At 38.6% G+C, this 24,933-nt stretch carries 23 protein-coding genes; 17 read left to right on the forward strand and 6 right to left on the reverse strand.

The features are described 5' to 3' along the window. The first annotated feature begins 4 nt into the window (after window positions 1-4). The 3 genes from smc to ligA all read left to right on the forward strand — a co-directional run bounded on the left by smc (window position 5) and on the right by ligA (window position 6,703). Entirely contained in the window at window positions 5-3,457 is a 3,453-nt protein-coding gene (smc, locus tag FTV32_RS07380; protein ID WP_180028313.1) for a chromosome segregation protein SMC, read from the forward strand. A gap of 1 nt (window position 3,458) precedes the next feature. Further along, the gene (locus FTV32_RS07385) at window positions 3,459-4,562 is read left to right on the forward strand and encodes a cell division protein ZipA C-terminal FtsZ-binding domain-containing protein (RefSeq protein WP_180028314.1); all 1,104 of its coding nucleotides are present in this window, start codon (window positions 3,459-3,461) and stop codon (window positions 4,560-4,562) included. Between the two features lie 95 nt (window positions 4,563-4,657). Next, complete coding sequence (ligA, locus tag FTV32_RS07390) at window positions 4,658-6,703, forward strand: NAD-dependent DNA ligase LigA (RefSeq protein ID WP_180028315.1); 2,046 nt, start codon at window positions 4,658-4,660, stop codon at window positions 6,701-6,703. A gap of 61 nt (window positions 6,704-6,764) precedes the next feature. Here the strand turns inward: ligA and FTV32_RS07395 are convergent, their stop codons facing one another. Further along, complete coding sequence (locus tag FTV32_RS07395) at window positions 6,765-7,829, reverse strand: SDR family oxidoreductase (protein ID WP_373683321.1); 1,065 nt, start codon at window positions 7,827-7,829, stop codon at window positions 6,765-6,767. A 321-nt stretch (window positions 7,830-8,150) separates the two neighbouring features. On the opposite strand from FTV32_RS07395, the gene bfr reads away from it, so the two are divergent. The 6 genes from bfr (at window position 8,151) to bioD (ending at window position 13,453) form a co-directional block, all read left to right on the forward strand. Continuing rightward, window positions 8,151-8,615, forward strand: coding sequence for a bacterioferritin (bfr, locus tag FTV32_RS07400; RefSeq protein WP_035269243.1), 465 nt, complete (start codon window positions 8,151-8,153; stop codon window positions 8,613-8,615). Between the two features lie 166 nt (window positions 8,616-8,781). After that, window positions 8,782-9,504: a hydrolase gene (locus FTV32_RS07405; RefSeq protein WP_180028317.1), complete on the forward strand. Its 723-nt coding sequence runs from the start codon at window positions 8,782-8,784 to the stop codon at window positions 9,502-9,504. 82 nt (window positions 9,505-9,586) lie between these two features. Then, window positions 9,587-10,870 (forward strand): adenosylmethionine--8-amino-7-oxononanoate transaminase, encoded by a 1,284-nt coding sequence (gene bioA, locus FTV32_RS07410; protein WP_180028318.1) that lies wholly within the window; start codon window positions 9,587-9,589, stop codon window positions 10,868-10,870. Beyond that, window positions 10,867-12,024, forward strand: a complete 1,158-nt coding sequence (locus tag FTV32_RS07415) for an 8-amino-7-oxononanoate synthase (protein ID WP_180028319.1) — start codon at window positions 10,867-10,869, stop codon at window positions 12,022-12,024. The genes bioA and FTV32_RS07415 overlap by 4 nt, the downstream gene beginning before the upstream one ends. A gap of 8 nt (window positions 12,025-12,032) precedes the next feature. Further along, window positions 12,033-12,812, forward strand: coding sequence for a malonyl-ACP O-methyltransferase BioC (gene bioC, locus FTV32_RS07420; protein WP_035269234.1), 780 nt, complete (start codon window positions 12,033-12,035; stop codon window positions 12,810-12,812). Beyond that, the gene (bioD, locus tag FTV32_RS07425; protein ID WP_035269221.1) at window positions 12,809-13,453 is read left to right on the forward strand and encodes a dethiobiotin synthase; all 645 of its coding nucleotides are present in this window, start codon (window positions 12,809-12,811) and stop codon (window positions 13,451-13,453) included. Before bioC ends, bioD begins: the two co-directional genes overlap by 4 nt. Before the next feature lie 46 nt (window positions 13,454-13,499). Here the strand turns inward: bioD and rluB are convergent, their stop codons facing one another. The 3 genes from rluB to FTV32_RS07440 are packed head-to-tail and all read right to left on the reverse strand — an operon-like array spanning window position 13,500 to window position 16,086. Further along, a complete protein-coding gene (rluB, locus tag FTV32_RS07430; RefSeq protein ID WP_081403293.1) occupies window positions 13,500-14,666 on the reverse strand; it encodes a 23S rRNA pseudouridine(2605) synthase RluB in 1,167 nt (388 codons plus the stop codon). Between the two features lie 41 nt (window positions 14,667-14,707). Then, entirely contained in the window at window positions 14,708-15,298 is a 591-nt protein-coding gene (gene scpB / locus FTV32_RS07435) for an SMC-Scp complex subunit ScpB (protein ID WP_035269219.1), read from the reverse strand. Further along, window positions 15,295-16,086: a ScpA family protein gene (locus FTV32_RS07440; RefSeq protein WP_035269217.1), complete on the reverse strand. Its 792-nt coding sequence runs from the start codon at window positions 16,084-16,086 to the stop codon at window positions 15,295-15,297. The genes scpB and FTV32_RS07440 overlap by 4 nt, the downstream gene beginning before the upstream one ends. 281 nt (window positions 16,087-16,367) lie before the next feature. On the opposite strand from FTV32_RS07440, the gene FTV32_RS07445 reads away from it, so the two are divergent. After that, a complete protein-coding gene (locus tag FTV32_RS07445) occupies window positions 16,368-17,102 on the forward strand; it encodes a GNAT family N-acetyltransferase (protein WP_180028320.1) in 735 nt (244 codons plus the stop codon). A gap of 13 nt (window positions 17,103-17,115) precedes the next feature. On the opposite strand, the gene FTV32_RS07450 is transcribed toward FTV32_RS07445, so the two are convergent. Both FTV32_RS07450 and FTV32_RS07455 read right to left on the reverse strand, forming a co-directional pair. Beyond that, entirely contained in the window at window positions 17,116-17,733 is a 618-nt protein-coding gene (locus tag FTV32_RS07450) for an L-threonylcarbamoyladenylate synthase (RefSeq protein WP_035269212.1), read from the reverse strand. A gap of 81 nt (window positions 17,734-17,814) precedes the next feature. After that, entirely contained in the window at window positions 17,815-18,477 is a 663-nt protein-coding gene (locus FTV32_RS07455) for an elongation factor P hydroxylase (RefSeq protein WP_180028321.1), read from the reverse strand. Window positions 18,478-18,574: 97 nt separating this feature from the next. Between FTV32_RS07455 and FTV32_RS07460 the strand changes: the two genes are divergently transcribed. The 7 genes from FTV32_RS07460 to FTV32_RS07490 form a co-directional block, all read left to right on the forward strand. Continuing rightward, window positions 18,575-19,132 (forward strand): DUF177 domain-containing protein, encoded by a 558-nt coding sequence (locus tag FTV32_RS07460; protein WP_179999015.1) that lies wholly within the window; start codon window positions 18,575-18,577, stop codon window positions 19,130-19,132. 77 nt (window positions 19,133-19,209) lie between these two features. Beyond that, on the forward strand, window positions 19,210-19,395 hold the full coding sequence (gene rpmF / locus FTV32_RS07465) for a 50S ribosomal protein L32 (RefSeq protein ID WP_035269206.1): 186 nt from the start codon (window positions 19,210-19,212) through the stop codon (window positions 19,393-19,395). A gap of 213 nt (window positions 19,396-19,608) precedes the next feature. After that, window positions 19,609-20,595, forward strand: coding sequence for an ACP S-malonyltransferase (gene fabD / locus FTV32_RS07470; protein ID WP_180028322.1), 987 nt, complete (start codon window positions 19,609-19,611; stop codon window positions 20,593-20,595). After that, window positions 20,592-21,326 carry a 3-oxoacyl-ACP reductase FabG gene (fabG, locus tag FTV32_RS07475; RefSeq protein WP_180028323.1) on the forward strand — a complete coding sequence of 245 codons (735 nt, stop codon included), beginning with the start codon at window positions 20,592-20,594 and terminating at the stop codon, window positions 21,324-21,326. Before fabD ends, fabG begins: the two co-directional genes overlap by 4 nt. 84 nt (window positions 21,327-21,410) lie before the next feature. Next, window positions 21,411-21,647: an acyl carrier protein gene (gene acpP, locus FTV32_RS07480; protein ID WP_035269198.1), complete on the forward strand. Its 237-nt coding sequence runs from the start codon at window positions 21,411-21,413 to the stop codon at window positions 21,645-21,647. 197 nt (window positions 21,648-21,844) lie between these two features. After that, window positions 21,845-22,318, forward strand: coding sequence for a peptidoglycan-binding protein LysM (lysM, locus tag FTV32_RS07485; RefSeq protein ID WP_035269196.1), 474 nt, complete (start codon window positions 21,845-21,847; stop codon window positions 22,316-22,318). A gap of 656 nt (window positions 22,319-22,974) precedes the next feature. Then, on the forward strand, window positions 22,975-24,933 hold a 1,959-nt coding region (locus tag FTV32_RS07490; protein WP_180028324.1), incomplete at its 3' end, for a BapA prefix-like domain-containing protein.

A 24,933-nucleotide genomic window follows, 5' to 3' on the forward strand; every position in this document is an offset into this window, starting at 1 on the left:
CACTATGCGATTAAGCAGCTTAAAACTCTCTGGCTTTAAATCTTTTGCGGATAGCAGCACCTTACAATTTAAAGCCAACCGTACCGCAGTCGTGGGACCAAATGGTTGTGGTAAATCCAACGTCATCGATGCAATCCGATGGGTGATGGGAGAGTCAAGCGCACGCCAGTTACGTGGTGGAAGTATGCAGGATGTCATTTTTACTGGGACAGCAAAGCGTAAACCAGTGGGAATGGCCAGTGTAGAATTACGCTTCGAAAACACCTATGGCAAACTAGGTGGAGCATACAACGCTTATAGTGAGTTGGCGGTACGTCGCCAAGTCAATCGCGATGGTAAATCTGAATATTTTCTCAATGGCACAAAATGCCGCCGCCGTGATATTACAGATATTTTTTTAGGAACAGGCTTAGGTCCTCGTTCGTATGCGATTATTGAACAAGGCATGATTAATCGTTTGGTCGATGCAAAACCAGATGAAATGCGCGTTTATATCGAAGAAGCTGCTGGAGTATCACGTTATCAAGCACGTCGTCGTGAGACGATGCAACATTTAGAACATACTCATCAAAATTTAAGTCGTTTAAATGACATTGCTGTTGAATTAAAATCCCAATTAAAGACACTAAAGCGTCAAGCAGAAGCTGCACTTCAATATAAAGCCTTAGAGACTGAAATTCGAACTTTGAAAGTTGAGATACTTTCATTTCAATGCCATCAAAGTGAACGAATTCAACAAGAATATACAACTGAAATGACTGAATTGGGTGAGCAATTTAAGCTTGTTCGTTCTGAACTCACCACTGTTGAGCATGATTTAACAGCAACAAATGAGTTATTTCAGCGATTAATGCAACAATCCACACCACTTCAGCAAGAATGGCAACAAGCTGAAAAAAAGCTGGCTGAATTACAAGCCAATTTGGATCAAAAACAGCAATTGTTTGCTCAAAATACTTTAACTTTAAAGCAGCTTGAAGAACAAAAAATACAAACCAAAGAGCGGATGCAACTGATTGATATTCAGTTGGAAGATTTGATACTCCAGCAAGAACATCAAGCAACAACATTGAGTGATACTGAATCAAGTGCACAGCTTGATTTACAACAATTCAATGAGCTGAAGGCAAAGCAACTTGAAGCGCAAAAATCATTTTCTGAAATAAAAGCATTGGTTGAAAAGCAACAACAGCAACGTGCACAAATGTTGGCGCAGAGTGATCAATTGGCTAAAAATGTGCTTCGAATTGAGCAGCAAAAACAAACTTTGCTCGAACAAAAATCTCAAAATCAAGCACAGTATGAACAGGATGATATTGACAATCTCCTGCATGAAAAAAATGATGTACAGATTGAAATCGTTCGTCTAGAAGAAAGAATTGAGAAATTAGAAACTCAATTGAAACGTGATCAAATCTCATTGACTGAGCAAAAAAGTCAATGCACAGATTTGAATTCACACATACAGATTTTGAAATCTGAACAAAAACAATTACAACAGCTTGTGGTGAAAGTCAGTCGACATGCATCGAAGAGCAATGACCCTTTAATGCAAATTTTGAAGCTAAAAGATCAGGCGAAACCATTTGCAGCATTGGTCGAAAAATTTCTGTCAAAGTGGCTGCATGCGAATACGTTAAAGAGTGAAGATTTATTTCAGACCGAATCTGCCCGTCAATTAAAAGTTATTCAGCAAGATGTATCTGGGACTGTACTTGGTTTACCCACATTAGCGAGCTGGATTGATTTCCCCCAAAACTCATTATGGTTAAACGTTGCGATAGCTCAAGATTTTGAGCAGGCGCTTCAATTACAGCCTCAATTAAAACCAGGTGAGTCTATTTTAAGTTTGGATGGCTATCATATTGGTCCTGACTGGATGATTGGTCTGTACTTTGATGAGTCGAGTCAAGATGCTCAAGGAGCACTTAGCCACCGAATTCGATTAGATGAAATTGATTCAGAGTTGACACAAATGGTGAAAGCGCATGAGTCAATGACGCTCGAACTCGCTGAGATGCAATTAAAGCTTGAACAAAAAAATAGTGAATGTACGGAGTTACAAAAAGCGTTAAAAAATCATCAAGCCCTTGCTCACCAAGTTGAAGTGAAGATTGCAAAACAGCAAATGGCTCAGCAGGCTTTTGAATCGCAAAATCTACACATCGAGTCGCAAATTGCTCAACTTGATGCGCAGCTTGAAGAAGATGCGATGCAAAAAGATGATTTGGAAATCGATTTACATGCATTGATGCTCAAGATTGAGCACAATCTTCCACACTACAAAACTTTAGAGTTTCAAGTTGAAGAATTGAATAATCAGGTTGAGCATCTTCAGGACTTAGTCTACAAAAAACAACAAGAGTTAGAAAAAAACCGCCGTACTCATACGCAAAATCAGCAACAAATTGAGCTGTTGGAAAAAGATGCAAGTTTTCTAAAAACTCAATATCAGCAGATCATCACTCAAATTACACAAGCTAAAAATTTCGTGGATCCGATTCAATTAGAATTACCCACTTTGCAAAGCCAATATGAGGCTCAAAAGCAGCAGACTGAAAAATTACAAAAGACTTGGTCCTCATGGCAAGTCGAGCTTAATGAAATTCAGTCCAAGCAACAAAAATTGACGGAGCTACGGTTAAATCATCAGCAAAGTGATGAGCACTTTAGAACCCAGTTAGAAGAGAAGCGTTTAGCATGGCAAGTGGCTAAATCTGATTTACAACATTATGCTGAACAATTAAAAGAGCTTAATGCTGAATTATTAGAAAATATGCAAATCGATCTGAGTCAGCACCAACAGCAGTTAGAGCAAGTACAGCGTCAGTTTGACAAAATAGGCGCTGTGAACTTAGCAGCTTCAGAAGAGTATGAAGAAGTATCAAAGCGCTATGAAGATTTAAGCCATCAAATTGAAGATCTTGAAAAAACAGTCGCACAATTAAAAGATGCGATGAAAAGCATTGATCAAGAAACTAAAAAGCTATTCATGACTACCTTTAATCAAGTAAATGCGGAATTGCAAAACTTATTCCCAAAGGTGTTTAATGGTGGTGAAGCAAGTTTAAGTTTAGAAGATGATTGGCAATCTGGTGTAAAGCTAATGGCTCGACCACCAGGAAAGCGAAATAGCTCTTTAGCATTGTTATCAGGCGGTGAAAAAGCACTAACAGCACTAGCATTAGTTTTTGCTATATTTCGACTGAATCCAGCACCATTTTGTGTATTGGATGAGGTTGATGCACCGTTAGATGATGCAAATGTTGGACGTTTTTGTAATTTAGTAAAAGAGCTTTCTGAACAGGTCCAATTCATTTACATTACACACAATAAAGTTGCGATGACGATGGCTACTGACTTACTTGGTGTAACAATGCCTGAGCCAGGAACATCGAAGTTAGTCACTGTTGATCTAGAAGAAGCGAAAGAATACGGTTTAGCTGCGGAGTCTTAATATGGAAATCAGTACCATTATCGGAATTGTGATCGCAATCGTGATCTGTTGCATAGGGTTGTTTATGATCCTGCGCAAGCCGAGTGATGAAGCACCGTCATTAGATGCTGAATTACATATAAATGAACAATGTAATCAACCCGTCATTCCGCGTCATGTTCGTAGTCTTTTACAGGCGCAAGCCGCTCCATTGGCTTCTTCTGAGCGCGTAGAACCAAGTTTGAAAGACATTGAAGCGAGTGAAGTGGCTCAATTGGATCAAACAGCTGTTCAACAAGCTACAAAGACGCCTGAAAATATTCAAGAAACTGTAGAAGTGGTAGATACAGTGCAATTGAATACTTCGGTAGACCTTGCAGAGAAAGAAAGTAAATCTCTGCTCGACTCCAGTAAAAACACGGATAGCACTGAGACTGACCCATTAGAAAAAAATACAGAAACAATTGAGAGTAAAGCTCAGTCGATTGATGGTGTAACAGACACTCAAAGTGCAGATCTTATTTCCAAAGATTCAATCGTAGAAATTACAATTGAAGACTCGAAAAAAGTTGAGCCAAGTTTTGTATTAAATCCGAATATTCAAACTGCTGAAATCAAAGAATTTGAAGAAGAAAGCAGCATCTTGGATGTGCATTTACATGAACAGCAACGTTTTGATGATGAAAGTGCTTTAGCAAATGCCGAATACATTATTAGTTTGAATATGTATCCGAACCCTCGAAAAGCACTTTCTGGTGATAAAGCTTTGAAAGTGTTAATGAAATATGGATTGCGCTTTGGCGAAATGAACTGTTTCCATCGTTATGAAACTCCTGATGCAGTCAGCCCATTGCTGTTTTCCGTACTCAGAATCACAGATCAGGGTCCTGCAGGTTTTGATTTAGAAACATTATCTGGTGAACAAGTTCAAGGTTTAGCATTCTTCTTAGCATTACCGCATCATAATGTTCAAAAAGGCTATGACAGTATGGTTAGTATTGCAGGGCTTATTGCACGTGAAACAGATGGGACCGTCTATGATGAAAATAATCTTGAATTTACACCGCAGTTAAAAGAACACTGGCGCCATAAAGCGATCGACTATAGATCAGGTCAGGCTGTTTAATTCCTAGGTGACTTACTGTATTTGTGTAAAGTCATTTATACTGTTTAGGTTGAAGTTATTGGGCGGAATTTTCCGCCCTTTTATATGGTGAAAATATGGATCAGAACCCGGTCGTTGCGCAAATGCGCCAACTCATTCAATTACTGGCTCGGCATAACCATGCTTATTACGTGATGGATCAGCCGACAATTGAAGACAGTGAATATGATCAATTGTTTCATCAACTAAAAAACTTAGAAGAACAATATCCTGATTTAGTACAGGCGGATACACCGACCAATAAAGTGGGTGATAAACCTTTATCTAAGTTTGAAAATATTACACATACTGTTCCAATGTTGTCTTTGGGTAATGTTTTTAATCAAGAAGAGTTATTTGCCTTCGCACGTCGTATTGAAGAGCGTTTACCTAACCAGAAAATCCAATACGACGTCGAACTTAAATTTGATGGGCTTGCGATCTCGCTATGGTATGAACATGGTGTGTTGATTCGAGCGGTTACACGTGGGGATGGTGAAACAGGAGAAGTCATAACCCAAAATGTAAAAACAATTCGTAATTTGCCTAAGATTTTGAGTTCTGATTCTGTAGAAATACCCACACTACTTGAAGTTCGTGGTGAGGTATTAATGCCAAAAGCCGGATTTGTAAAGTTAAATGCTGAAAATGATGCCAAAGGTGAGAAAACATTTGCTAACCCAAGAAATGCAGCAGCAGGAAGTTTACGTCAACTTGATCCGACCATAGCAGCATCACGACCACTTGCATTCTATGCTTATGGTATTGCGCAATGCGTGCCACATCATGGTCTGAGCACGATGTCAGAGAGCTTAAATTGGCTTGAACAGTTGGGCTTTGCTGTTGGGGAAAAACATTTTGTTTGTGACAGTATTGAAGAGGTTCAAGCGGCTTATGAATCTGTAAATCAGGAGCGTCCAAACCTGTCAGTTGAAATTGACGGGATGGTAATCAAAGTCAATGATTTGAAACAACAACAACAATTAGGCTTTTTAAGTCGTGAACCTCGATGGGCAACAGCGTATAAGTTCCCTGCAGTAGCTGCGCTAACAACGGTTGAAAATATTGATTGGCAAGTAGGGCGTACAGGTACTTTAACGCCTGTAGCTCGATTAAATCCTGTGTCGGTTGGCGGAGTCACTGTATCAAACGTGACTTTACATAATATTGGTGAAATACATCGCTTGGACGTGCGCGTTGGAGATACGGTGAGTGTCTATCGTAGCGGAGATGTTATTCCTAAAGTTGAAAAGGTTTGGCCAGAATTTCGACCTCTAGAAACCACTGAAATTCAATTGCCAGAACAATGTCCTGTATGTGCTTCTCCAGTTGTGATGCCTGAAGGCGAAGCTTTAGCACGATGTTCTGGTGGGCTTTATTGTGCGGCACAGCGTATAGAGGCGATCCGTCATTTTGTATCACGTAAAGCAATGGACATCGAAGGTTTGGGTGATCGTTGGGTTGAGTCTTTATTACATCTTGAACTCCTCAAAGATGTTGCAGATATTTATCACTTGCACGAGCATCGTGAAAAATTATTGACTATTGAAAAAATGGGTGAGAAATCTGTACAAAATCTCATCGACTCAATTGAAAGTAGTAAAAAAACAACATTAGCGGCATTTATTTACGCACTAGGCATTCGAGGAGTAGGCGAGACTACGGCTCGAATGTTAGCCAATACTTTCCAGACTTTAGATGCGCTGAAATCTGCTGATTTAGAAGCATTGAAGAAAACCCCTGATATAGGTGATATTACTGCAGAATGGATATTAGACTTTTTCAAAGCTGAACATAATATTGAAGTATTAAATCGATTAATTGAGGCTGGAATTCATTGGGATGCACCGATAGCACCGACTCGACAACCTTTAAATGGTGAGAGCTGGGTGGTGACTGGTACTTTAAGCAGTATGGGACGAGATGAAGCGACTCAACTCTTACAGGCATTAGGTGCACGTGTGAGTGGTAGTGTATCCAGTAAAACGAAATGCTTGGTTGCTGGTGAAAAGGCAGGTTCCAAACTTGAAAAAGCAGAAAAACTAGGTATTCCGGTGATGAATGAAGCTGAGTTTATTGCATTTATGATTCAGCATGGTCAGCTCACTGAACCTGAGTCTTAAGTGTATCTTGCACATAACGAAGGGCATCAATAGATGCCCTTTTTTCTCGAGTAATTAGATATTAACCACGTTTTTTGATAATGCCATCGTCAAGTAGCTGTTGAAAATGTTCTACGATACTTGTCTCAACGTCACGATATTGCATGCCTAATTCTTGCTTACTACGCTCAGCATTGAAGTAAATGGGGTAACCCACATTCAAGTCAACGAATTTTCGCGTATAGCCAAACAGAGGAGCAAGTAATTTAAATAAAAACTTGGGGGCAATCATTCGTGGGAAAGGATAACGTCCACCAAAATGTTGTCGTAATGTTTTACCCATTTCGAGTAGGGTCATCGTTTTAGCATTAATAATATATCGTCCATGTGCTTTAGGGTTAAGTGCTGCTTGGATATGCGCATGAGCGACATCTCGAACATCGACTAACCCATTCCACATTGGAGGAACACCAAATAATGTCATGCCATTTCCAAATTGTTGAATGACTTCAACACTTCCAGATTGCGTAGAAGGTGTGAGTGATGGTCCAACAACCAATGAGGGATTGATACACACTAAATCCCATCGAGATTGTGCCTTTTGCATATCCCATGCTTTACGTTCTGCTGCGACTTTAGAGTAAAAATAAGGTTGGTGTTCGGCACTACTGGTGGTATTCCAATGGCTTTCTTCAAACTGGTTCTGCTCAGTTTTCAAAATATCCACTGCATCGCCATAAGTTGAAGCAATACTAGATGTGACAACGACACGTTTTACTGTATCTGTACGATTGACACTGTTCAGTACATTGGTCGTACCTTTTAGTGCAGGGTCAATCAAGTCTGTGATTGGATCTTTAAAATTAGTCACTAAAAAAGGTGACGCCATATGGATCACAATTTCACAGTCTTTCATTGCTTCATAAAACGAACCTTCTTCTAAAAGATTTGCTTGAAATAACTTTAAAGCGCCTGAAGTTTGAGATGCGATTTGTTCTAAATGTTGAAAACTTGAACTTTTAGTTAAGTCTCGTACAGTGGCGTGAACGGTGTATCCTTGTTCTAATAATTGTTTAATTACCCAACCAGCAATATAGCCAGTTGCACCTGTCACCAAAATCGGGGCAGTAGTCGTCATCATTGTTATTGCCTGATGGTCAAATAGATTCATTCTAAAATTAAAAAAAGGATTTGTCCTTGATCATTTTCAACATTAACTCAAATGTAATGAGAGTCACTTCGATTGGTTACAAAATTAAATAGAGCTAAAATTTGTTTAAAACTGCTCTCGAATTTTTTTAACTGTATGCAAGGGGTTATTTTTTAAGTAAAAAATAAGTGATTCAAACTGCAAATGCGTATGTTTCTCATTTTAATTATATAAAAATCATAAACTTACACATTATATTTTTTGCAAAATAAGCTCTGATTGTTCATAATATTGCTATTAAAGAATGGAGTGATTGAAATGCGTGGCAATCCAGAAGTCGTAGATTACTTAAATATGTTGATCGGTGGTGAACTGGCTGCTCGTGATCAATATCTCATTCATTCACGTATGTATGAAGATTGGGGTCTCACTAAGATTTTTGAGCGTATCGATCACGAAATGCAAGAAGAAGCACAACATGCTGATGCTATTATTCGCCGTGTCTTATTCTTGGAAGGCACACCGAATATGAGTCGTGATGATATCGAAGTAGGTGAAGACGTTGTTTCATGTTTAAAAGCCGATTTAAAGCTTGAGTACGAAGTGCGTGAAAAATTAGCGCAAGGTGTAAAGCTTTGTGAGGAAAAAGGCGATTACGTGACACGTGATATGTTGCGTCAACAAATGTCGGATACCGAAGAAGATCATACTTATTGGTTGGAAAAACAGCTTCGCTTAATTGAACTAATTGGTTTACAAAACTATATTCAGTCTCAAATGTAAGTTAAAACCCAGCAAGGCTGGGTTTTTTTATACCTCAGTTTTGTCAGAATTGGCTCATTTTTAATAATTATCTAAAAATCAAAGTGAAATTGAATGATTTGCTCAATGAGTTATTGTGCTTGGCTTTATATACTGACCGAAAACGATCAGCTAAGGATTGGCAATCATGAGTAAAATCTTATTAATAACTGGTTGGGGACTCGGAACAAAACCACTTGAAAACTTAAAAACTGCTTTGGACATGGCAGGATTTCAAATCGATCTGATTAATATCTTTAATGCACTTGATCCTATTGAATTATCTAAACATGTAGAGTTAGCCAAAAAAGTCGATGTCATTATGGGGTGGTCTTTAGGCGGACAATTAGCAACGTTGCTCACCCAAAAGGTTTTCGAGCTTTCAGGTCAGGCAAAAACGTTAATTACTTTAGCATCGAATCCTTGCTTCGTTGCCAATGAGCGCTGGTGTACAGGTATGCCGCTTTCTACTTTTCAAAGTTTTAGAGAGTCTTTTGAAAATGACCCCATGACCACTTTAAAGCGATTCTGTTATCTGGTCTCACAGGGCAGCCAAACTGCTAAACAAGATTGGCAATCTTTGCAAAATTCAATTACGAGTGAAGAGCTAGATTTAAAAAAGCAGGGCTTGGATTTACTGTATCATCTTAATACTGTCGAGATATTGAAAAATTATGTCGGAAAACAATTACATGTATTTGCTGATGATGATGGATTAGTTAGTAACAAAGTTCTAGATAATATTCGAAAGATAGATGCAAAGTTTTTTAAATTCGAAATTATTCCAGGCTCTCATTGCTTTTCAATTTTTAGAGCTACACAACTAAGTGACAAAATCGTTCAATATCTAAGAAAGAATGAGAAATCCTGATGAATATTGTCTAATCAGGCAATTCATAACAAAAATAATTCGCGTTATGCTCTGTCTAGATTAATAAGGACACTTTTCCAGGATGGTTGACGAATTCGATTTATCACACTTATGGCACCCTTATACTTCGATGTTAAACCCACTGCCGACATATAAAGTGAAAAAGGCTACAGGGGTCATGATTGAACTTGAAGATGGTCGTCAACTCATTGATGGTATGTCATCTTGGTGGTGTGCCATTCACGGATATAACCATCCTCAACTTAATCAAGCTGTGTCGGATCAATTGCAGCACATGTCACACATTATGTTTGGTGGGCTTACTCATGATCCTGCGATTGAATTAGGGAAGGCATTATTAAAAATTACACCACCTCAATTAGATAAAATATTCTATGCGGACTCAGGTTCTGTCGCTGTTGAAGTCGCACTAAAGATGGCAGTTCAATATTGGACCGCACAAAATAAGAAAGATAAAACCAGTTTTATCACGACGCGTTCTGGTTACCATGGTGATACATGGAATGCAATGTCAGTATGTGATCCAGTTACTGGGATGCATCAGGTCTTTGGTTCTAGTTTACCTTCTCGTTATTTTGTTCCTGCACCGCAGACTCGATTTGATGAAGATTGGAATCCAGCAGATATTCTTGTATTGGCAGAAACTTTAAAAAACCATCATGCCACTATCGCTGCCATGATTATTGAGCCGATTGTGCAAGGTGCTGGAGGCATGCGTTTCTATCATCCTGAATATTTACGCGAAGCCAAGAGGCTATGCGATCAATATCAGGTGTTAATGATATTTGATGAAATTGCCACGGGGTTTGGACGAACAGGTAAATTATTTGCTTGGGAACACGCTCAAGTTGAACCAGACATCATGTGTATTGGTAAGGCGCTGACTGGTGGGTATATGACTTTATCTGCAACACTGACCACACGACATGTAGCTGAAGTGATCAGCTCTGGTGAAGCTGGCGTATTTATGCATGGACCTACATTTATGGCGAACCCCTTGGCTTGTGCTGTCGCCTTAAAGAGTACTGAGCTTTTATTGTCACAAGATTGGCAGTCCAATATTCAAAGAATAGAGCAAATTCTAAAACATTATTTACATAGATTAGATGATCAAGCGCATATTCAAGATGTTCGTGTGCTCGGTGCTATCGGTGTTGTTGAGCTTAAACAAAATGTTGATATGAAAACGCTGCAACAGCGTTTCGTAGAACGAGGCGTGTGGATTCGTCCTTTTGGAAAATTAGTTTATGTCATGCCACCTTTTGTGATTTCAGATGTCGAACTTACTGAGTTACTAACGCAGTTGGTGAGTGTTGTGATGGAACTTGCAGAGGAAATGAGATGAATCTGTTGGATCACTACGCAGAGCAGTTAGACTCATTAAAACAAACTGGAAATTTTCGGCAGTTTAAATCCATCGTTCAGCATGGAAAATGGGTTGAGCTTCAGCAACAAAGAATGTTGAATCTATCGAGTAATGATTATTTAGGGATTGCGTCAGATCTACAAATAAGAGAAGCATTTTTTGATCACTGTTCAGCAGATTCAAAAAGAATGAGCTCTTCATCTTCAAGGTTACTCACAGGAAATTATCCTGAATATGAGCAATTTGAATATGACATGAGTCAATCATTCAATCAAAGGGCAGTTCTGTTATTCAACAGTGGCTATCACATGAATATTGGTATTCTGCCTGCGATTGCTGATAGTCAAACTTTAATTCTTTCGGATAAATTGATTCACGCCAGCATGATTGATGGGATTCGCTTAAGTAAAGCGAAGCTGATACGTTATCGACATAATGATCTGCTTCATTTAAAGCAATTGATCGAGCAATATCATGATGATCCCTTGTATCAAAGAATCATTGTGGTAACTGAATCAATTTTTAGTATGGATGGTGATGAAACTGATTTAACTGCGTTGGTGAGTCTGAAATATCAGTTCAGTAAAATCATGTTATATGTAGATGAAGCACATGCTATTGGTGTTCGGGGGAAGCAAGGACTCGGTTGCGCTGAACAATATGCTGTCATAGATGATATCGATTTCTTGGTAGGAACATTTGGGAAAGCACTCGCATCTGTTGGTGGATACATTGTGTGTCATCCAATCTTAAAAGATTATTTAATCAACAAAATGCGCTCTTTGATTTTTAGTACCGCACAACCACCCATCAACATGGCTTGGACGCATTTTATTTGGAATAAAATGAAAAAAATGCAGGAGCAACGTGCTCATTTAAGTGATTTGAGTCTGCAACTGCGTCAATATATTCTTGAGCAAGGTTACGAATGTCCTTCAAGCTCGCAGATTATTCCTTTAATTTTAGGTGATTCTCAGCGTGCACTTGAGCGCGCACAACAATTACAACAATCTGGTTTTTATATTTTGCCGGTTCGGCCACCAACGGTTCCACAAGGAAGTTCACGCCTGAGAATTTGTATGAATTCTCAGCTGAATCAAGATGAATTGGAGCGGTTGAAAGAACAATTATGAATGACTCTATGTTGAACAAATTTATTCAAAAAGAAATGATTGCTACTCGATTTGCAAAATCGCATTGGACTTATGCAGATCAGGCACGTATTCAACAAAATGTAGCGAAGCATTTAAGCGAGCTGATGCGTCTTTATGTTTCATCTTCTGAGCTTGCTAAAGTATTTGAAATTGGATGTGGAACTGGAAATCTAACTCAAGAGATGCTTCATCATTTTAAAATGGATCAAGTCATTTTGAATGATTTATATGCTGATGTTGAGCATACCATCAGTCATCATCAGCCTGTCGAGTGGCGTATTGGTGATGTCGAAAAAATTGAGTTACCCAAAGACCTTGATTTATGTGCCTCAAGCTCTGCATTACAGTGGATGTCTGAGTTTGAAAGATTGATACAGAAAATTTATTCGGCTTTAAAGCCCAATGGTTATTTTTGCTTTTCAACTTATGGGCCTCAGAACTTAAAAGAAATTAAATCCTTAACTGGACAAGGATTAAAATATTTTGATCAAAGCCAAATTAAAAGCTTACTAGAGCAGAACGGATTTGAAGTGATGCACTGTGAACAACAATTGGCTCAATTACACTTCGCGCACCCAAAATTGGTCCTAAAACATTTACAGGCCACAGGTGTGACGGCAACCTCACAGGGGTTTCGTTGGACGAAGGAAAGTTTGAATCAGTTTTATCTAGGTTACCGACAATTTATTGCGACTGATGAGCAAGAGAATCTTGTATATCCTTTAACGTATCACCCTATATTTTTTATCGCACGGAGTAAGTCATGAGTGCTCAAATCTACTTTGTGAGCGGTATTGATACTGGAATTGGAAAAACATACGTCACTGGTTATTTGGCAAAAATTTGGCGTGAACAAGGGCGGAATGTCATTACTCAGAAATTAATTCAAACGGGTAATGTGGATGTTTCTGAAGATATTGAAAAACATCGTGAAATTATGGGATGTGGTTGGTTAGAGGAAGATACTCAAAAACTCACTATGCCTGAAATTTTCAGTTATCCTGCATCGCCTCACTTAGCGACACGTATAGATGGGCGAAGTATTGATTTCGCTAAAATTGAACAAGCGACTCAACAGTTGTCCTCTTCATATGAAGTTGTTTTACTTGAAGGGGCGGGTGGCTTGATGGTCCCTCTAACAACACAATATTTAACCATTGATTATTTGGTGGATAAAAAATATCCCATAATTTTGGTGAGTTCGGGGCGTTTGGGAAGCATCAACCATACTTTGTTGAGCTTAGAGGCACTGAAGCATCGTGGGCTTGAGTTATATGCTCTAGCATATAATTTGAATGCTGAATCTGACGATGAGCTTATTTCACGTGATACATCTACCTACTTAAAAAAGTATTTATCACAACATTTTCCATCTGCTAAATGGTTTGATATTCCTGTTATTGAATAAATGAAAAAAACCGCTCTATTGAGCGGTTTTTTTAGGGATTTCAAAATTAGAACTTCTTAAAGCCTTTGTTAATACCAAAAGGTTTGCGTTGACCGAATTTATTTTCGTTGCGTGGTTTGTAATCAACAGAATTGCCGTTTACTTCACCTTTGTTTTCAGGACGTTTATTGCGGAAATCCTGATTTTCAGTGCGAGGGGCACGATTGTTGAATCGATTCTCAAATCCTTCTTGACGTGGTGCACGTGCATTGAAACGGTTTTCTGAGCCTTCTTGACGCGGTGCGCGATTGTTAAATCGATTATCACTGCGGCTTTGATCAGCACCACCTTGACGGAAGTCACGGCGTGGTTCTTGATGCTCGCCTTCGTCACGGCGTTGTTGGCGTAAATAACCACCACGACGTGCTGCAAGTGGTTTCTCTTGCATACGTTCATTGCGGCGTTTCGCCATACCGTAAAGACCAGTACCTTGACGTGGTTTGAGCTCAACAGACTTAGTTAAGTTATCAATGTCATTTTTATCAAGTTCAATCCAACGACCTGTACGTAATTCACGTGGCAGAATGACTGTACCATAACGTGTACGTAATAGACGGCTGACTTTCAAGCCTTGTGATTCAAAGATGCGGCGTACTTCACGGTTACGTCCTTCTTTTACAACCACTTGATACCAACGGTTAATCCCTTCACCACCAATTTCAGAGAATGACTCAAATTTTGCTGGACCATCATCGAGCATGACACCATCTGTCATGTTCTTTTTCAGTTGAGGGGTCACTTCACCCATCACACGTACAGCGTATTCGCGTTCAATTTCACTAGATGGATGCATTAAGCGGTTTGCAAGCTCGCCATCGTTTGTGAAAAGTAATAATCCTGTTGAGTTGATATCTAAACGACCAACCATGACCCAACGATCACCCGGAATTGATGGCAATTGATCAAATACAGTTGGGCGATTTTCAGGGTCGTTACGTGAACAGATTTCACCTTCAGGTTTGTAGTAAATCAATACACGACGACGGATTTCATCTTCAATTTGGAACTGTACTTTACGACCATCGATACGAAGCTCATCGGTTGGTTCGATACGTTCACCTACTTGAGCAACTTGACCGTTGACACTAACACGACCGGCAGCAATGACTTCTTCCATATAGCGGCGAGAACCCAAACCTACACGTGCCAATACCTTTTGCAATTTTTCACTCATAACAGCATAACCTTAGAAATAATCATCAACAGTTCACCTATTTACGACTTGGGTGCGTGAGCATCCAATGCCATAAAAGCTTCCTTGGCATCCTGTAGGGGAGGCAGTTGATTTAAATCACTTAAACCAAAAGCATTTAAAAATTGTGGCGTTGTAACCAACAACGCGGGTCTTCCTGGAAGTTCCCGGAAACCAGACTCTTTAATCCAGTTCCAATCGAATAACGTTCTGAGTTGCTGACTGTTATTCGTGACTCCTCGAATTTGCTCAATATCGGCTCGGGTAACGGGCTGATGATAAGCAATCACTGCTAGAGTTTCTAACAATGATGGTGATAATTTAGTTGGACGTTCTGGCCAAGTTTGTGCAATCACTTGTCGATACTTAGCACGAACTTGAAAGCGAAAACCTTGAGCTGTTTCAGTCAGCTCAATTGAACGACCGTGTTGTAACACTGCAAGCTGTTGCAAATATGCGCGCAGTTGTTGTTTGGAAAATTGGTTTTGAAATGCCTCTTTCAAGCGTGCAATAGAAACAGGCGCTTCACTGGCAAAAATAATAGCTTCGAGCTGCATGAGCACTTCGTGGTGTAACTCATCAACTTGAAAGGAGTTTGATTGATCAATGGTCATATCATTACCCCTTGAATTGCCAGCGGGGCTTCAATACCTGATGCAATAATTTGAACTTTTTGCTGACGTGTTAGCTCTAATATTGCCATAAACGTCACCACTAACCCCATACGACCTTGACTTGGTTTTAAAAGTTGATCAAATTTCAAAACCTCACCTGATTTTGTCATCTGTTCAATATAGGCAATACGTTCTTCAAGCAAAACAGGTTCTTGAGTAATCTGGTGTGTAACAGGCTCTGGGCGATTAAAAATACAAAACATAGCATCGCGCAGAAGAGAGGCTTCATAACCTTCATTTACTGTATTAATTTGTCCAAGGCTAACGTTGGGTAGAAAAGTATCACGGTCCAAAATAGGCATTTGACCGAGACGCTCAGCAGCTTGCTTGATCCTTAAATATGTCTCTAAACGATCTATTAATTCTTGTTTTGGATCTTTTTCAATTTGAATTGATTTAGGTTTAGGCAGCAGTAAGCGTGATTTTAAATCTGCTAATAAAGCCGCCATCACCATATAATCTGCGGTCAACTCAATATTGAGTGACTTCATACTGTCAATATATGACAAATATTGCGTTGCAATCGGAGCTATATCGAGCTGAAGTAGATCGAAACCGTTTTTTTGGATGAGGTAAATTAAAAAGTCGAGTGGTCCTTCGAAATGTTCTAATAGAATTTCGAATGCTGCAGGCGGTATATATAAATCTTCAGGAATCGTATCTTGCCACTCATCTAAAACACGGATGTGTGGAAGTGCGTCCATGGGATTATGGATAGCTTGAGTCATTACAATTATTAGCCACGCGAATTTTCAAAAGCATGTTGGGCGATTCAGGAGATCACATATCGAAATCAGTAAAAGGACAGTGATTCGAATAGCATAAAAACAATATGGGTATTCTAAATTAAATCGAGTGCTGAATATATCTTTATCCGCAGTTTTACGATAAAAAATTTGAAATAAATAGGTAGTATTTTTTAAGGTTATATAGATGTATTTAGTGTTTTAATTGATAAATGTAAACTGGTGTTCATTGTTAGCGTGTATTCGACGAGAAGTAAAACAGTATGAATAATTTTCAAAAAGTAGAACAAAATGTAGGTATAAAAGTTCACTCAAGTACTCACCCTATAGACTCATTCAAAGCGTTGAGTGGAACGTATGTAAATTTATATCCCTTAAATTTAATTCAAAATATTGAAGAGCTTGCAAGAGATCTATTCCCACTCAAGATTACAGATGAGTTTATTTCAAGCTTTACCTATTTGCCTTACGATGCGCCAACTTCGATTGAAGATTTGTCATATAAACTCTCATCGCAATTTGGTACACAAGGGTATATTTATTATGTTATTCGCATAGCGAAAAAACCAGTGGGGTGGATCGCATTGATGAATATCGGGTTGGATGATGGAGTGGTTGAAATTGGGAATGTATACTTCTCAGCAGATTTAAAACGGTCTAGAGCTGCTACAGAAGTATTATTTTTACTGTTGAATGAGTGTTTTACTTTAGGATTTAGGCGTATAGAGTGGAAGTGTCATGAGTTGAACTTAGCTTCCAAAAAAGCCGCGCTACGATTCGGTTTTCAATATGAAGGAATGTTTAGACAACATAAAGTGGTCAAGGGAAGAAACCGAAACACGCTTTGGTTTTCAATGTTGGATGAAGAGTGGCTGACTTTAAAAGAAAGTTATTTAGCTTGGCTTGAACCAAGCAACTTTACGCAAGAGGGTCAACAAATAAAGACCCTCCAAGTATTTATAAAGAAAAATCAGCGTAAATTAAATAAAGCGAGATGAATGGTGAGGCATTTTACTCAAAAGCACTCACATCACCCACGCCACGGCGGATAATTTCAGGTTGACTTCCTGAGAGATCAACAATACTTGTTGTGGTTAATGTACCAAGTCCACTATCAATAAAAACATCAATTCTTTTACTTAATTGTTGTTCTATTTCATATGGATCATCCAAAGGCTCAGTTTGACCTGGAAGAATCAGGGTGCTGGTGAGTAAAGGCTCACCCAGCTCTTTAAGAAGCATTTGACAGACTGGGTTGCTCGGTACACGTAAACCAATGGTTTTCTTTTTGGGGTGCATCAAGCGACGAGGGACTTCACTTGTCGCTTGCAAAATAAAGGTGGTAATCGCAGGTGTATTATTTTTAAGCAGACGATAAGTTGCATTATCCACTTTTGCATACGTTGCAATATCTGAGAGATCCGCACATAAGATCGCATATTGATGCTTAGCACCAAGATCACGGATTTGAGCAATTCGTTCCATTGCTTGCTTATTACCAATTTGGCATCCGATGGCATAGGCCGCATCTGTTGGATAAACCACGACATCGCCTGCACGTATTCTTTCTACTGCTTGAGTAATAAGTCGAGATTGTGGATTGTCAGGATGTACTCTTAAATGAAGCATTTTATTTTCTCCTGATTATTTTTTCGTATTATTGCGTGCATAGACATTCACTTCAATGTCATGAATATATATTTACTAGACTTAATCTAGCGATGCACGAGAAAATTCATCCAAATGTAATGTTTTGCCACTTCTGAGACACTTACAGATGCACTGAATAAAGTGTTGAGCATCTCTTGGAAGCTGAGCGTCACCTGAAAAATAGCGCTGTACTTGAGCATAAACATTGTCTTTAAAAGACTGTCCATCACCACCTTCACCCGTTAAATTGTCCAGAGAAACGCGGAATTTTCGACCAAAGGCTGTGGCAAACATCCATTCTATTGCTTGAGGTTTAATTTCGACTTGTTCAAATAGGGCTTGTTGTTCAGCGGTTCGACCATCTGGTGCATACCAGTAGCCAAGATCAGGAAGAGTGCGACGATGATCTCCTGCGATTGTCCAATGACTTATTTCATGTAAAGCACTATTGAAAAATCCATGTGCGAATTGGATGCGAGCGGGTTGTTGGTCTGAGGCAGGGAAGTATTCAGGTTCAAAGTCGCCTTTGACTAATGTGACATTTAAGTGGGAAAACCAATGATTAAAGTGTAAGATAAGCCAGTCTACCTGTTGAGCTTCTGTTTGCAGATTTACCCAAGGTGCGAGTTGCACGCGGTCTAAGTGATCGGTCAAATTTGAGGTCGAAGGATAGTGTAACTGTAATGAAGTTGTGACTTCAGGTTGCGGCTGCAACTGATGCATGACTTGATTAACCCAAATGATCTGTCTGAATAAGTGCAAAATTGTATCTTAATCTTTGACAGAGTACTTATGAATTTGTAGAATTGCCGCCTTAATTATGTCAGCAAATACCTTTCCGGCACAGATTGAGCCGTTTAAATGGGCTGAACAGGGCTTCACATGGTCAGGTACACTGCCATTGTCGCGCTTTGTTCGTATATCCCGTGAAGCTGTTGGGTCAATTGATAATCAATTGATCAACATAGACTGTAAGCTATCAATGGATGCGTATCATCGTATCGTTTGGCTTGATGGTAGTGTTGAAACGAAGGTTCCAATGGAATGCCAACGTTGTTTGGATACTGTTGAATTACCTCTCGAATTGGACTTTCATCTGGCTTTAGTCGATGATGAGTCACTGATAGAGCGCTTGGATGAGGATGCTGATTTCATCGTCTTAGGTGAGAGTGAAGCAACGACAAAAGGTTCATTTGATGCACCTGCAACCGCTGATTTACTTTCTCTCATAGAAGATGAATTGTTATTGTTGATTCCTTTGTCACCAAGACATGAGTCTTGTGAGCATAAGCATCAACCTGCCCAAGAAGAAGTTGTTGAAGAAAAACGAGATAATCCGTTTGGTGTTTTGGCAGCTTTGAAGGGTAAACTTAACTAATTTTTGTGTTATACTCTTAGGTATAAGACAATCGAATTTGTTCTGATCCATTTTTTCGATCTTTGTAAGGAGCCATCATGGCCGTTCAGCAAAACCGTAAAAGTCGCTCTCGCCGTGACATGCGCCGTTCACATGACGCTTTAACCGAGAATGCATTAACAGTAGACCAAACGACTGGTGAAACTCACCGTCGTCACCACGTAACTAAAGATGGTGTCTACCGTGGTCGCCAATTATTCGCTAAAGCAGCTGATGCTGAATAATTGGTGATGTATTAAGCGTCAAGCTTAGTAGAAAAAATGGGAGCGTAAGCTCCCTTTTTTTATTTCTATTTTTTGTTGTATTTGGCAATTACCAAAGCTTTTTTTTAATGATAAATTTCGCTCCATCAAATCAGTTAAGACTTGAGTTTGATGTTCAAGATGATCGAAATGAATCAAAATTGAATAGTCAAGCTCTGAATAAAGGATTTTTATATGTCTGCTAAACGCCTCGAGCAAGCCGTTCTTGCGACCAAAACTGCATTTGTTTTTCCTGGACAGGGTTCTCAAAAAGCAGGAATGTTAGCGGAGCTTGCAGAACAGTTTAGTAGTGTGCAAGAAACGTTTGCTGAAGCTTCTGAAGCACTCGGCTTTGATTTATGGCACATTGCGCAAAGTGGTGAAGGGTTAAACCAAACTGAATTTACACAACCAGTACTGCTCACAGCAAGCATTGCTTTATGGCGTGTATGGTTAGAGCTTGGTGGTGTCGTTCCTAAATATTTAGCGGGACATTCACTGGGTGAATACAGTGCATTGGTTGCTGCAGAATCTTTAAGCTTAAAAGATGCAGTTAAATTGGTGAACTTACGCGGTAAGTTGATGCAAGATGCTGTCCCTCAGGGTCAAGGTGCTATGGCTGCGATTCTTGGTCTTGATGATGCTAAGGTTGTAGAACTGTGTGCTCAAGTCACCGCTCAAGGTGAGGGTTCGGTGGAGGCTGCAAACTATAATGCACAGGGTCAAGTTGTGGTGGCAGGTGATACTGCACGAGTTGAAGCGTTAATGGCTTTGGTAAAAGAGCAAGGTGCAAAAGCAATTGCGTTACCAGTATCAGTACCATCACATTGTTCATTAATGAAGCCAGCGGCAGCAGAGTTTGCCAAAGCTTTAGCAGATGTTGATATTCAATTACCTCGCATTCCAGTGATTCAAAATGTCAATGCACAAGTGGCTGACAGTGTTGATGAATTGCGTACAGCGTTGACATCACAACTTTATCAGTCTGTCCAATGGACTAAAACACTTCAAGTATTGGCTGATCAAGATGTGAGCTATGTTGTTGAATGTGGTCCTGGGAATGTATTAACAAATTTAGCAAAACGTCTAGCACATGTTGAAAAAGCATTGCCTTTAGATACTAAATCTCGTTTAGAAGATGCTTTAAATACTGTATTAGTTGCAGAAGGGAAAATTGCATGACGCAGGAACGTAAAGTCGCGTTAGTGACAGGTGCAAGCCGTGGTATTGGTGCTGCGATTGCACAACAGCTGATCGAAGATGGCTTTTTTGTTGTAGGTACGGCTACATCTGATTCTGGTGCTGAAAAATTATCTACACAATGTGCTGAACATGGTGCAGGAAAAGTACTCGATGTTCGTGATGGAGCTGCAATTGATGCACTCATTACAGATATTGAACAAAGTTTTGGTCCTGTACTTGTTCTTGTGAATAATGCAGGTATCACAAAAGATAATCTACTGCTTCGTATGTCTGAAGATGATTGGGATGATATCCAAAATATTCATCTTAAAGCAGTGTTCCGTCTCTCTAAACGTGTATTGAAAGGTATGACGAAAGCGAGATTTGGACGAATTATCAATATTAGTTCTGTCGTTGCGCATTTTGCAAATCCAGGTCAAGCAAATTATTCAGCTGCGAAGGCTGGGATTGAAGCTTTTAGCCGGAGTTTGGCTAAAGAAATGGGCAGTCGTCAAATTACTGTCAATAGTATCGCGCCTGGATTTATTGCAACTGAGATGACTGAACAGTTAAGTGATGAAATTCAGAAAAAAATGAGTGATCAAGTGGCATTGAACCGTTTTGGTCAGCCTCAAGATATCGCAAATGCAGTAAGTTTCCTTGCTTCTGATAAAGCAAGTTACATTACTGGTACGGTATTACACGTGAATGGCGGTTTATACATGGCGTAATGCGATGTATAAACTTTCAAATATATCAAGATTCAATTAAACTATAGGCATTATACGCCGCCACAAGCAATGAGGAGAATTCCTGTGAGCGATATCGAACAACGTATCAAACAAGCAGTAGCTGAACAACTTGGCTTAAAAGCTGAAGAGATTAAAAACGAAGCATCTTTCATGGATGACTTAGGTGCTGACTCTCTAGATCTAGTTGAGCTTGTAATGTCTTTCGAAAATGATTTCGACATTACTATTCCTGATGAAGACTCTAACGAAATTACAACTGTTCAATCTGCTATCGATTATGTAACTAAGAAATTAGCTTAATCATCAGATTCAGTTCTTTTCGAACTTAAAAGCTACCTTTATGGTGGCTTTTTTTTATTAAGGATTAAATTGCAATATTACATTAAGTTACCTTAAGTTTAAGAAAGATAACGGCGTTAGGTATAGTTCTTCTGTATAAAAATTAAGGGATCTAAATTATTTGATCACCAAACTGAAATAACAATAGGAGAATAACAATGGGTCTTTTTGATTTTGTGAAAGGTATTGGGAAAAAGAATACCGCACCAGCTGAGCAACAAGCTACACCAGCAACGCCAGCAGAGCCATCTGCTCAAGAAATTGCGAATAAATTATTGGGGCATATTAAATCACTTGGCTTACCAGTAACAGGACTGTCTGTGACTTATAATGCAAGCAGTGATTTAGCGACTGTAAAAGGACAAGTGCAAACTCAAGCAGATCGTGAAAAGATCATCTTGGCTGTAGGAAATATTGATCATGTTGCTCAAGTCGATGACCAACTAACTGTTTCATCTCCAGAGCCTGAAAGTAAATTCTATACAGTAAAATCAGGGGATAATCTTTCAAAAATTTCTAAAGAGTTTTATGGTGATGCAAATCAGTACAACAAAATTTTTGAAGCAAACCGACCATTACTTAAAAATGCCGATGATATTTTCCCGGGACAGGTTCTAAGAATTCCAAACTAAAATATTAGTGAATCTAAAAGACCGAGATTTAAATCTCGGTTTTTTTATTTTTAAAGTAACTTAATAACTTAAAAATGATTTTTAAATTATCAATATAAAACAATATTTTAACGGTTAGAAAATTTCTATAAATATATTTTAACTTCTACATTGCAATGGTGTTTTTGGCCATTTTTTAAGTTATTTCGAAGTAATAAGAATAAAAAAATTGAAATAAACTCATTAATCCTAACTTTATGTTTTATATAGGAAAAATAAATTAGTAAAAATAAGTTTTTGAAAATAAATAAAATTTAATTTGTTTCAAGAGATAAAATATTGTTTCATTGGGTTTTATTATGTAGCTTTAATTAAGTAATAGTGTAATTTTGTTTCTGGTATTTTTTTGCAATATTTGAAAATTTTATGTTTAATTTATATAAAATAATAAATAGTGATATATTTTTCACAATTAATTTATAAATAGTGATTTTGTTAAAAATTTAATATTTTCAGTAAAAACATTGCTTTAAGAATCTCGAATGGGGTGTAAAAAAAATTTTTTAACTATGAATTTTTATTGATTTTCAACTGACTTTTTATGACGTTTACATTGATTCTCAATCTGATAAAAAAATAGAGGGTTAAAGAATATCTTAATAATACTGGGTGATGTCATGAAAAATTTAGAAATATTATCAAAAAACGATGGGGCGGTTTTAGAAAAGACTACTGCTAATAAAATCGTATTAAACCAGAACTCAATTGTGAAAATTGATGCATCAATCGAAGAGGTCTTAAACTTTCAGAAAGAAGGAAATTCTTTAGTTATTAATTTTAAAAATGGCGAACAATTAGTTGTAGAAAGTTATTTTGACGATCCCTTAAATAGTCATAATATTTTATTTAATGACAATGGTCAGCTTTATTGGGTTGAGTTCACAGATGCTGCCAATGAAATAGCTTCGACTATTAAATATTATCCAATTGATGATATTTCAGCACTTATCGCTGGAAACTCAAGTACAGCTTTGACAGGGTTAACTCCATGGTTAATTGCAGGGGGATTAGCTGCTGGAGTAGTTGCTATTGCAGATAATATGAGTGATTCTGATAAAAAATCTAATTCTGTATCGCCGGAACCAGAACCACCAATTAACGATGAATTAGAAGAAGCAAAACAGCTCGTTAATGATGCAGAGAAAGCTTATCAAGATCTTAAAGATTTGATTGAAGATAAATTAAATGATGGGTTAATTACTCCTGAGGAAAAAGCTGAATTAGAGGAAGCATTACAAGATGCAAAGGATGCTAAAGATGCTGCTCAAGATAAAGTCGATAACTTGGTAGATGGCGAGGAAAAATCTGATTTACAAGATCGACTAGATGATTTGGTTGATGAAGAGTTGCCTGCAATTAATGATCAAAATGGTGATGGTGTACCAGATGATCTCGAGCAAGCTTTACTAGATGCTGAAGAAGCTGTAGCCAATGCTGAACAAGCGTACGAAGCATTAAAAGATTTAATTTTAGAGAAGAATGAAAACGGCCTGATTACACCTGCTGAAAGAGCGGAATTAGATCAAGCTAAGGAGGCTTTCGAGAGTGCCAAAGCCTTAGCAGAAACTAAAACAAATTTATTACCAGAATCAGTTCAATCTCAAAAAGATGCTTTGCAGGAGCGTCTTGAAGATTTAGTGGATATCATCCTACCTGAAATTAATGATGAAAATGATGATGGTATCGTAGATGATATCGCTGAAGCACTCATTGAAGCAGAGTTGGCTGTTGCGGAAGCTGAAGCAAAGTATGCCGCTGCTGAAAATGCTTTAACTGTTGCAAATCGTGATGGATTAATTAATCCAACAGAGCTTAATGCTTTACAGAATGCTTTAGAGCAGGCACAAATTGCTAAGTCAACTGCTCAAAGTAAAGTAAATGCTCTACCTGAATCTGTTCAGGAACAGAAAGATGCCTTTCAAAATCGATTAGATGATCTGACTGACATAAGTTTGCCTGAAGTAAATGACGCAGATGGTGATGGCATTGTAGACGGCTTACCAGAAGCGATTCAGGAAGCGCAGTCAGCCGTAGAAGCAGCTGAAGCTAAATATGCTGAAGCTCTTAATAATTTAGCTTTGGCTCAAAAAGATGGCTTAATTAACCCGCTTGAACTCAGTATTCTTGAACAGAAAGTACAGGCTGCACTTGATGCAAAAGAAGTTGCCCAAGATAAGGTAAATGTATTGCCAAATGGAGCGATTAAAGATGGTTTACAAGATCGTCTAGATGCTCTTGTAAATATTGACTTACCTGAAGTCAATGATGCAGATGGTGATGGCGTACCAGACGGCGAAGATATTACACTTGAAGAAGCAACAGAGGCAGTAGAGGCAGCTGAAGCAGCATATGCTGAGGCAGAGCAAGCACTAGCAGATGCCGAATCAGATGGTTTAATCACCCCAACAGAACTTGCTGAGCTGACTCAAGCACGTGATGATGCACTTGCTGCGAAAACAGAAGCACAAACAAAAGTGACAGCGTTACCTGAGGCAGTACAAGCAGAAAAAGATGCGCTACAAGGTCGTTTAAATGATCTGGTTGATATCACCTTACCAGCAGTAAATGATGAAAAC

Origin of the sequence: Acinetobacter sp. YH16032, from assembly GCF_013417345.1 — a bacterium.
In the GTDB taxonomy this organism is placed as follows: domain Bacteria; phylum Pseudomonadota; class Gammaproteobacteria; order Pseudomonadales; family Moraxellaceae; genus Acinetobacter.